General features: G+C 63.1%; 9 protein-coding genes and 1 tRNA gene. 5 read left to right on the forward strand and 5 right to left on the reverse strand.

Features of this window, described 5'->3' with window-relative positions:
• Positions 1 to 13 precede the first annotated feature (13 nt).
• On the forward strand, positions 14 to 1,435 hold the full coding sequence (locus ACOQFP_RS11095; protein ID WP_421584356.1) for a DUF222 domain-containing protein: 1,422 nt from the start codon (positions 14 to 16) through the stop codon (positions 1,433 to 1,435).
• Positions 1,436 to 1,537: 102 nt separating this feature from the next.
• Here the strand turns inward: ACOQFP_RS11095 and ACOQFP_RS11100 are convergent, their stop codons facing one another.
• On the reverse strand, positions 1,538 to 2,170 hold the full coding sequence (locus ACOQFP_RS11100; protein WP_421584357.1) for a hypothetical protein: 633 nt from the start codon (positions 2,168 to 2,170) through the stop codon (positions 1,538 to 1,540).
• A gap of 52 nt (positions 2,171 to 2,222) precedes the next feature.
• Positions 2,223 to 2,750: a general stress protein CsbD gene (locus tag ACOQFP_RS11105; RefSeq protein ID WP_421584358.1), complete on the reverse strand. Its 528-nt coding sequence runs from the start codon at positions 2,748 to 2,750 to the stop codon at positions 2,223 to 2,225.
• Positions 2,751 to 2,842: 92 nt separating this feature from the next.
• On the opposite strand from ACOQFP_RS11105, the gene ACOQFP_RS11110 reads away from it, so the two are divergent.
• Together ACOQFP_RS11110 and ACOQFP_RS11115 are read left to right on the forward strand one after the other, a co-directional pair.
• Positions 2,843 to 3,652 (forward strand): alpha/beta fold hydrolase, encoded by an 810-nt coding sequence (locus ACOQFP_RS11110; RefSeq protein WP_206492094.1) that lies wholly within the window; start codon positions 2,843 to 2,845, stop codon positions 3,650 to 3,652.
• A 90-nt stretch (positions 3,653 to 3,742) separates the two neighbouring features.
• The gene (locus tag ACOQFP_RS11115; protein ID WP_206492095.1) at positions 3,743 to 4,003 is read left to right on the forward strand and encodes an MbtH family protein; all 261 of its coding nucleotides are present in this window, start codon (positions 3,743 to 3,745) and stop codon (positions 4,001 to 4,003) included.
• An 8-nt stretch (positions 4,004 to 4,011) separates the two neighbouring features.
• Here the strand turns inward: ACOQFP_RS11115 and ACOQFP_RS11120 are convergent, their stop codons facing one another.
• Positions 4,012 to 5,466, reverse strand: coding sequence for a threonine/serine ThrE exporter family protein (locus tag ACOQFP_RS11120; protein ID WP_421584359.1), 1,455 nt, complete (start codon positions 5,464 to 5,466; stop codon positions 4,012 to 4,014).
• A 101-nt stretch (positions 5,467 to 5,567) separates the two neighbouring features.
• On the opposite strand from ACOQFP_RS11120, the gene ACOQFP_RS11125 reads away from it, so the two are divergent.
• Positions 5,568 to 5,642, forward strand: a tRNA-Thr gene (locus tag ACOQFP_RS11125).
• Between the two features lie 164 nt (positions 5,643 to 5,806).
• Here ACOQFP_RS11125 and ACOQFP_RS11130 read toward each other — a convergent pair.
• Both ACOQFP_RS11130 and ACOQFP_RS11135 read right to left on the reverse strand, forming a co-directional pair.
• On the reverse strand, positions 5,807 to 7,021 hold the full coding sequence (locus tag ACOQFP_RS11130; RefSeq protein ID WP_037107067.1) for a tyrosine-type recombinase/integrase: 1,215 nt from the start codon (positions 7,019 to 7,021) through the stop codon (positions 5,807 to 5,809).
• Entirely contained in the window at positions 7,014 to 7,646 is a 633-nt protein-coding gene (locus ACOQFP_RS11135) for a helix-turn-helix domain-containing protein (protein ID WP_037107065.1), read from the reverse strand. Before ACOQFP_RS11135 ends, ACOQFP_RS11130 begins: the two co-directional genes overlap by 8 nt.
• A 124-nt stretch (positions 7,647 to 7,770) precedes the next feature.
• Here ACOQFP_RS11135 and ACOQFP_RS11140 point away from each other — a divergent pair, with 124 nt between their 5' ends.
• Positions 7,771 to 7,983 carry a helix-turn-helix transcriptional regulator gene (locus ACOQFP_RS11140; RefSeq protein ID WP_230074464.1) on the forward strand — a complete coding sequence of 71 codons (213 nt, stop codon included), beginning with the start codon at positions 7,771 to 7,773 and terminating at the stop codon, positions 7,981 to 7,983.
• Positions 7,984 to 8,429 lie beyond the last annotated feature (446 nt).

Raw genomic sequence — 8,429 nt, forward strand, 5'->3', positions numbered from 1 at the left:
TACAGTTTGGGTCATGACGACGGAGATCTGGCAACTGAGCGAGGACCAACTCCTCGCCGACGCCGCCGCGGTCTCCCACCAGATCCAGTTGCTGGAGGCCCGCCGGATCGCTCTCGTCGCCGAGATCGACACCCGCGTCACCCGCGAGAAACTCGGCTTCCCCGGACCCGCCGGCTGGCTCACCTCCACCACCCTGCTCACGCCAGGCAAAGCCAACAAAATCCTCGCCCTCGCCCGCGGACTGAAGAACTTCCCCGACATCGCCGACGCCGTCAACACCGGCGTCATGTCCATCGACCACGCCGCCCTGATCCTCGACTTCGCCGAAACCCCACCCGACGACCTCCCACCCGAGGGCCGCGACATGGCCCGGGCAGCACTGATCACCGCCGCGACCGGACCCGAAGCCCGCACCGGCCCCCTACGCGCCGCCATCACCCGCTTGCACGACCTCTACGGCGGCACCACCCCACCCGCCGAAGACACCGACCGCAACGAACTGTTCGCCTCCACCACATTGAACGGGCGCCTGGCACTCAAAGGTGACTTCGACGCCGTCACCGGCGAAAAACTCCTCACCGCCCTCTCACCCCTGACCGCACCCCGCCCCGCCGTCGACGGCACCCCAGACCCCCGTAGCCCCGCCCGACGCCGCGCCGACGCCTTCGGACACATCCTCGACCGCTACCTCGCCGCCCACAACCGGACCATCGAAGGTGGAGAAAAACCGCACGTCAACCTCCACATCAACCTACGAGATCTGACCGACCTCACCGGCAGCGGGAACAGTACCGACGACATCGCCGACGACGAAACCTCACGCACCGCAGCGCAATCCGACAACTCCACCGAAAGGGACGCAGTCGACCCGGTCGACACCGGCGGCCCAAGACACCCCGACACGGCCGAGTCGAACGCCGCAAACGAATCCGACACCGACAGCGCTGCCGGACCGCCTACCGATCGCGGTGCCTATCGGGACGTGTTCGGTGACGGCTCCAGTGTCGGGTGGCTGCCCTGGATGGGACCACTCTCGCGCACCACCTCCCGGCAACTGGCGTGCGATTGCATCCTCACCGCCATCGTGATGGACGAGACCGGTAATCCGATCAACCTCGCCCGCACAATGCGTACCGTCACCTCCAGACAGAAACGCGCCCTGATCGCCCGCGATCACGGCTGCGCATTCCCCGGCTGCGGCACACCCGCCGCCTGGACCGAAGGCCACCACATCCGCCACTGGGCAGACGGCGGACCCACCGACCTGAACAACCTCGTCCTACTCTGCGGATTCCACCACCGCCTGATTCACCACAGCGACTGGGAAGTGTTCATCGCCGACGACAACCACCCCTGGTTCATCCCACCCGCCACCGTCGACCCCAACCGAGCACCCCGACCCTCCCACGCCCGAGCCGGCCCCCACATCGCCTGAACCCGGCCCACACCTCAACGACCCCGGAAAAAAACACCAGCCCCGCACCGAGAACACGGTGCGGGGCCGGAAGAGGTAGTGCGAAAGCCGGATTCGAGTGAGTCAGTCCTTGTTCTTCTCCGCAAGGAACAGCTTCTCGATTCGTTCCGCTTCGTCTTTCTTGCTCTCGGCCTCTTCGGAACGCTCTGCAGCTGTGGCCAGTTCGGATTCGGCGGGCGCGGCGGCCTGCTTCTCCTGCTTGTCTACCTGAGCCTGCTGAGTCTTCTTCCGATCCTCGGCTGCCTTCGCGGTAGCAGCGGCCTGCTCGTCGGCCTTCTTCTTGGTCGCGGCGGCCTCCTGCTCGGCTTCCTCGGCGGCTTCACGCTTGCGCTGCTCAGCCTCTTGGCGTGCATCACGCGCAGCCTCCTGAGCGGCGGCATCGGCGGCTCGGCGATCCTTCTCGGCGGTCTCGCGTGCTGCTTTGAGCTCGTCGTCGGCCGCGGCCTTCTGTGCACGAGCCTCTGCGTCCAAGCGTGCGGCCTCGGCGCGGTTTTCCGTGCTGTCGACGAGTGTCTCGCCGCGATCGGCGAGGCTCTTGTCTCCCAACAAGTTTCCGACGGCACGGTCCATGGACCCCAGTGTGTGCTCGTACACCAGGCGGGCCGGCGCTTCGGCTTTCATCTTCTCGACAACGTTTGTCTCGATGAGTTGCAACGGAATTCGAGCGATCTTGTACTGAACTCGAAGAATGGTCATTGGTAGGTCCATAACACTCATGTTGCGAAACTCCTGGTTCAGCGGTGGTGGGTCAAGCCTGGTTGCGAAGCTCTTCGGCCTTCTTGCGGTCGGCCTCGGCCTGCCGAAGTGCTTCCTGGTGTTTCTGCGCGGCCACCATCTCGTCGGAGTCCGCTGCAGCTTGCTCGACGCGCCGCTCCTCCTCGGCTTCGATCTGTTCGGCCGTGGCGTCGACCTCCGCGGCTGCGCGTTCCTGCGCCACAGTCTCTCGCTTGTTCTGCTCGGCGGCGACCACCTGGGTCTGCCGCACGCGATCCGCATTGGCCTCGGTGACGGCAGCGTTCTCCTCTGCGGCCTCCCGGCGGCTCTCGGCCGAAGTGCGGACCTCGGCCAGTTCCTCGGCGGCTTCGGTGGCCTGCGCTTCGGCGACCCGTTCGGTGGCCTGGGCTTCCTTGTGCTCACGGGCCTGAGCGGCCTGGAGTTGACCCTCGGCTGTCAACGAGTCGTTGCCGGTCACCGCGCCCACGACCTCTTTGGCCTTGCCCTTGATTCCGTCGAGCAATCCCTTGCGTGCTTCGCCAGATACGTTCTCGTCATTCATGTAACTGCAGGTACCCACTGGTCGTTCGAGTAACCCCTGACCGACACCGAACGATACGATCGCCGACGAACGTATCAGCAGTGAGGAGATCTATGCCTATCGCCAAGATCAACGGCATCGACATCAACTACCAGGTCAAAGGCAGCGGAGACCTGGTTGTTCTCGTCATGGGCACCGGCAGCCCCGGTCGCGTGTGGGAACTGCACCAGGTGCCGGCTCTCACAGCAGCGGGCTACCGGGTGTGCACGTTCGACAACCGCGGAATCGCACCGTCGTCGGAAAGCACTCACGGCATCACGATGGAAGACATGGTCGCCGACACGGCGGGCCTGATCGAACTCGTCCGAAACGGTGACGAGAAGGCATTCGTCGTGGGAACGTCGATGGGCGCGCGAGTCGCGCAGGAGCTTGCCCTCAGCAGACCAGATCTGGTGCGTAAGGCGGTCTTCCTGGCCGGTCATGCACGGGTGGACGAGTTCCAGAAGACTCTCGCGCACGGTGAACGAGCGCTGTATGACAAGCGCGTCGAGCTCCCGGGCACGTACTCGGCTGCCGTGACGGCAGTGATGAACCTGTCGCCGGCTACGTTGCGTGATGCCCGAGGGGCGCGCGACTGGCTCGATCTGTTCGAATTCTCGTCGTCGTCGCCATCTGCCGGGGTCCGCGCTCAGCTGGGCATGGAGGACGATTTCGACCGAACATCCGCCTACCGCAGCGTCACGGTGCCGTGTATGTCCGTAGGATTCGCCGACGATCGGATGATCCCCGCATACCTCGGCAAGGAGCTGGCGGACGCCATTCCGGGTGCCCGCTACGTCGAGATCGCCGATGCCGGGCATTATGGGTATCTCGAGCGTCCAGAGGCCGTCAATGCAGAGTTGCTCGACTTCTTGAAGGCCTGACGGCACCGCGGCCTGGCCCGCGTTGCTAGGGTCGTGTGGCACCTCACGGTGCAGACTTACCAATCAAACGTTCGCGACGAGTGAGGCGAGATGAGTACCAACCCGTTCGATGACGAAGACGGACGCTTCTTCGTGCTGGTCAACGACGAAGACCAGCATTCGCTGTGGCCGACGTTCTCCGAGGTCCCTCAGGGATGGCGGGTCGTCTTCGGTGAAGACACCCGCGCCGCCTGCTTGGAGTATGTCGAGAAGAACTGGACCGACATGCGTCCGCGCAGCCTGCGTGAGGCCATGGAGGCCGACGCCGCTGCACGCGCTTCTGCTGAGGGAACCCCCAGCGCCGACGCGTAGCCCGCGTTCTACGACGCACTCGAACCGCGCCGCCGACGAACCGTCGGCCGGCGCGGTTCTTCTTTGCGGCGAAGCGTCGGGCGCAGCAGTTCCTCGGTGCGCGCGAGAATGCGTGGGCGACGAAGCGTCCGGGCACCCCATTCACCCAAGGTCACTCCGGCGGCCAGGCCGCAGCTGACGCCGAACGCCGCGAACAGTGAGCTGATGCCGAGTAGTAGCTGATCGTTGAGGATCGCGTACAGACCGCGATACAGCGCCAGACCCGGCAGCAGTGGCGTGATGCCTGCGACCGCGACGATCAAGGGCGGAATGAGGGCACGACGAGCCAACAGACCGCCCGCGAAGCCGACCACGGTCGCGGCGATGGCCGAGGCGATGATCGGCCCGACGTTGACGGTCTGCGCCAGCAGGTACACCAGAGAGCCGGCGAATCCGCCGACGAACGCGGCCGTCAACGCACGCCGCTCGGCGTAGCAGGCCAAGGCATAGAACAGCGACGCCGCTGCGCCTGCCAGCACCTTCGTGGGCACCTCCAGGAGGTCAGGTGGTGCCAGGTTGCTGATCTGAGGTAGGTCGCTGCCGATCAACGACGCCAGGCGCAGCGATGTCGCGACACCGGCGATGATGCCGCCGGTCATCATCAACACCTCGAAGAACCTCGCCGACGCCGTGATCGGGGCGCCGGTGATCGCGTCCTGCACCGAACCGACGAGCGACAGTCCCGACAACAGCACAACCACGCCGGCCGCGATGACCATCGACGGGGAGATGTTGATGTTGAGTTGGTCTTGAAAGTTGTACAGCGTGATCGCCGGAGTTGCCGCCACGAACCCGCCGACAACCTGCTGAAAGAAGAACGGTAGGCCGGCACGGTTGAGTATCCGACCGATACGGTCGATGACCATCGTGGTCAGGAAGCTCACCACGGCCACCAGGAGTCCACCCCCGAGCAGTATGCCGACGGAGGCGGCCATGCCGGACCATGCGAACGTCGCGATCCACCGGTTGTAGGGGTGCGGAGCTTTGGTGATCTCATCGAGCCGCTCCAGCGCCGCACTCGGTGCAACCATCTTGACGCGCACGGCACGAATGAGACGGTCCACCTCGGCCAGCCGCGTGAAGTCCATCGACCGGTAATGCACGATGCGCATCGTCGAGGCCGGAGGACGCGTCGGCCCGCGGTGCGCGCTGAGGGTGATCGAGTTGTACGTGACGTCCACATCGCACCGCGCAAGACCGTACGTGGCGGCGATGAACTGCACCTGCGTCGCTGTATCCACCGCCGACGTGCCCGAAGCCAACAACACCTCACCGACACGAACCGCGAGATCCAGCACCTCGGCCACCGACGCATCGTCGGTCAGATCGATAGGACGAAGAGGTGACGGTGCCGCTGTCGGGGTATCGATGGTGGCCCGGCGCTCGCCGGTGAGACGGCTCAGCGAAGCCGTCAGGTCTTGCAGGAAGGTCATGACCGTCTTTACACGTAGCTGGGGTGATCCACCGACAAGGTACCTGTTGACACTGAGCCTTCGGTGAACGGATACGATGGTCTCGCTTCACTGCCTCCTTAGCTCAGCGGTAGAGCACTCGCCTTGTAAGCGAGCGGTCAACGGTTCAATCCCGTTAGGAGGCTCCATTGAAAATTGGGTCTGAACTGGCCTTTTGTGCTACCTCTAATGAAATTCATCGCCAATTAGGCGAGCTCGGTGTCACAGAATGTCACAAGTGCTTCAAAACTCACCGGAACAGCGCCTGGTGAGACCGCCTGCTCCTATGTGGACGGTTGCGGACGAACGCCGGTCAACGCTCATCGTCGGATGGCTCGTCGCGACGCCGGACGAGTGACTGCAACGTATCGGCCGCGCCCAGTAGCGCATGGTTCTGAGAATGGACGTAGGTGCGCATTGTGAATGCGTTGTCCGAGTGCCCGAGCCATGCCGAGATCACGGCAATCGGCACACCTTGAAGGTGCAGCAGAGTCCCACACGTGTGGCGCGCGTCGTGGAGGCGGATGTCGGACACCTCGCTGTTGGTGCATAGCCTGCGCCAATAGTCGCTGACCGTATCGGGATGAAAAGGTCGCCCTACAGCGTCGGACACGACGTAGGTGCCTGGACCGACGTAGGTCGAACTCTTTCGTTCCGCACCCTGCAAGCGGTGTGCAGTTTCGAGTGCGGATTTGAGGGCCGGCGTGAGGGGCAGCGTGCGCTTGGACTTCTCTGTTTTCGGCGGGCCCTCTACGACGCGTCCATTGACCGAGACTCGCGTGTTGTTGATTGCCAGGCTGCCGGCGTCAAGATCGACATCGTTCCATCGAAGCCCGCACAGCTCACCGCGTCTGAGGCCGCTCAGAGCAAGTAACCAGGCGTGGCCGTTCCGGTCTGACGTCGATGCTTCCAGGAGGCGTTGCACTTCGTCCTCCGTGAATGTCTGCATCTCGACGTGCACACGGGGCGCGCGGTCGACGAGTGCGGCGACGTCTCGCACCAAACGCCCTTCTCGCATCAGCCCGGTGAGGACCGCGCTTACAAGGTTGAGCATCGGATTGATCGAAGTGGCCTTCCATGGACGTCGCAGTTGGCCATCGGGTTTGACCGAGCGGCCGGCCAGCAGATCGTTCACCAGAGCGTCCAAGTGACCTTTGGTCAACTTCTGCACCGCTAGCCCGCCGTGAGTATCGCGCAGCGGTTGAAGGGCATGGGTATACGCGGCTTTTGTGGACTCTCGTACGCGTCGTCCGGCAAGCCACTCAGCGCAAGCCTCCTCGACCGTGGTGGTCGAGGAGGGAACGAATGTCCCCTTCGAGACTTCCTCAAGCACCTTGGATAGGGCTGCGCGAGCATCCTTCTCCGTAAGAAATCGACGACGCAACTGCGTTCGCTTCGACGCCCGGGTGCCGGGGGCGTCGGCACCACCAGCGTCGACGGTCATTTGATACCGCAACTCGGTACTGCCTGTAGACCGATTGGTGACGTAGATCTTCTTGATCTGTGGCGGCAGTTGCTGCCTAGCCATCCTCTTCGTCCTGCGTGTTCATGCCCAGTTCGGTCATCCGTCTAAAGAGCTCTTCCGAACGCCGTCGAGCATCCTCGTACAGATATTGCATCGACTCGATGTGCTCAGCTGATTCATTCTTGGAAAGGCCGTTTCGGAGCTGCACCCGAGCACGCCGCATCGCCTTCAACGCATCAAGCCATTCACGAGTGATCCCAACGCGATCGTTCTTCGGGTCGAAGGTGTCACGTACCCACATTTCGAAAGGACCGTCGGATTCCTCCTCGGTCCACTCGGAGCTCGGCCGCATCAGCCCAGCCTCCCCGCTGAACCAGCGAAGGGCATCGTGAGACTCCTGCTGGAGCCCTGGGAGTACTTCGACTCTTCCCTTGGGGAGATCGGGATAGACCAGTTGTGCTGGTGAAACTCCCAGTGCCGCAGCCAAGATCAAGAGTTCCGAGACGTCCAAGCTCTTCTTACGTCCGGTTTCCAAGTCCGCGACTACAGAGCGCGAGATCCCCCACCCGAAGTCAACCGTCCTGTCGGCAAGCTTTGCTGCGGACAGAGCGGAGTGGTCTTTACCCCGGAGTCGGCGCACTTCCGAGGCGACCCGGGCAACGATCGATTCCGCCCACGACTGCGTCATGGTTACGCAGTCTAGCGGAGAATGTCTCCCCGTTGTGGGCTGGCTACGTACTTGCTACTCTGTGGTGGAACCACGTGGACTGACCAGAAATGTCCCGCAGAATGTGGCTCTACTACACAATTCAGTGGAGGTGCTGAAGATGCCCAGACGGTTGTTGTCTGTCCCGGAGGCTATGGCTTGCACGGGACTTGGACGTTCCAACTTCTTCAACAAGATCGCGTCCGGAGAAATCCGGAGCGTGAAGGTCGGCAAGCGCCGGCTGATCCCGGATACGGCCATCGATGAGTACATCGAAGGTCTCGAGGCACAATCCGACGCCAGCTCAGGCGTCGCGTGAGGCCGAGAGCCAATTGTCCCTCAGGAAACTGAAACGCCCCCGGAGGATCTCAGTGTTACCAGCACCGAGGCCGAGGGCGTCGAAACCACATCCCGTGAGGAAGGAGTTCCGCCACCGAGCATAGAGCGTCTTGATAAGTCATTCAAGACATTTCGCCGAGTTGCCGTTCTCCGCCCTCGATTTACGTCAGGGGCCGAGCGGGCGGTGACGCATGTTATGACCCGCGACAGCGCGGTCGAGTTCTTCTGCTCGCGCCGCACAGGCCTTGTCTACGGAACTTCCTAGCGAGGCCTGATGTGCCGCAGGATAGTGCCCCATGGGGTGGTGTAATTCGGATCGGTGAACCATCCGGTTCATGATCAACGAGTTGTGTTGTATGTTAGGCGCTTTCGAGCTGAGGTGTCAACGACTCAGCGGTCGTGTCGGTTGATACTGCAGCGCGTTCC

Source organism: Rhodococcus sp. MALMAid1271 (genome assembly GCF_049195265.1).
Lineage (GTDB): Bacteria > Actinomycetota > Actinomycetes > Mycobacteriales > Mycobacteriaceae > Rhodococcoides.

Coding starts and splice junctions, on each gene's coding strand:
- ACOQFP_RS11095 (WP_421584356.1), top strand. CDS start 14: ATGACGACGGAGATCTGGCAACTGAGCGAGGACCAACTCCTCGCCGAC.
- ACOQFP_RS11100 (WP_421584357.1), bottom strand. CDS start 2,170: ATGACCATTCTTCGAGTTCAGTACAAGATCGCTCGAATTCCGTTGCAA.
- ACOQFP_RS11105 (WP_421584358.1), bottom strand. CDS start 2,750: ATGAATGACGAGAACGTATCTGGCGAAGCACGCAAGGGATTGCTCGAC.
- ACOQFP_RS11110 (WP_206492094.1), top strand. CDS start 2,843: ATGCCTATCGCCAAGATCAACGGCATCGACATCAACTACCAGGTCAAA.
- ACOQFP_RS11115 (WP_206492095.1), top strand. CDS start 3,743: ATGAGTACCAACCCGTTCGATGACGAAGACGGACGCTTCTTCGTGCTG.
- ACOQFP_RS11130 (WP_037107067.1), bottom strand. CDS start 7,021: ATGGCTAGGCAGCAACTGCCGCCACAGATCAAGAAGATCTACGTCACC.
- ACOQFP_RS11135 (WP_037107065.1), bottom strand. CDS start 7,646: ATGACGCAGTCGTGGGCGGAATCGATCGTTGCCCGGGTCGCCTCGGAA.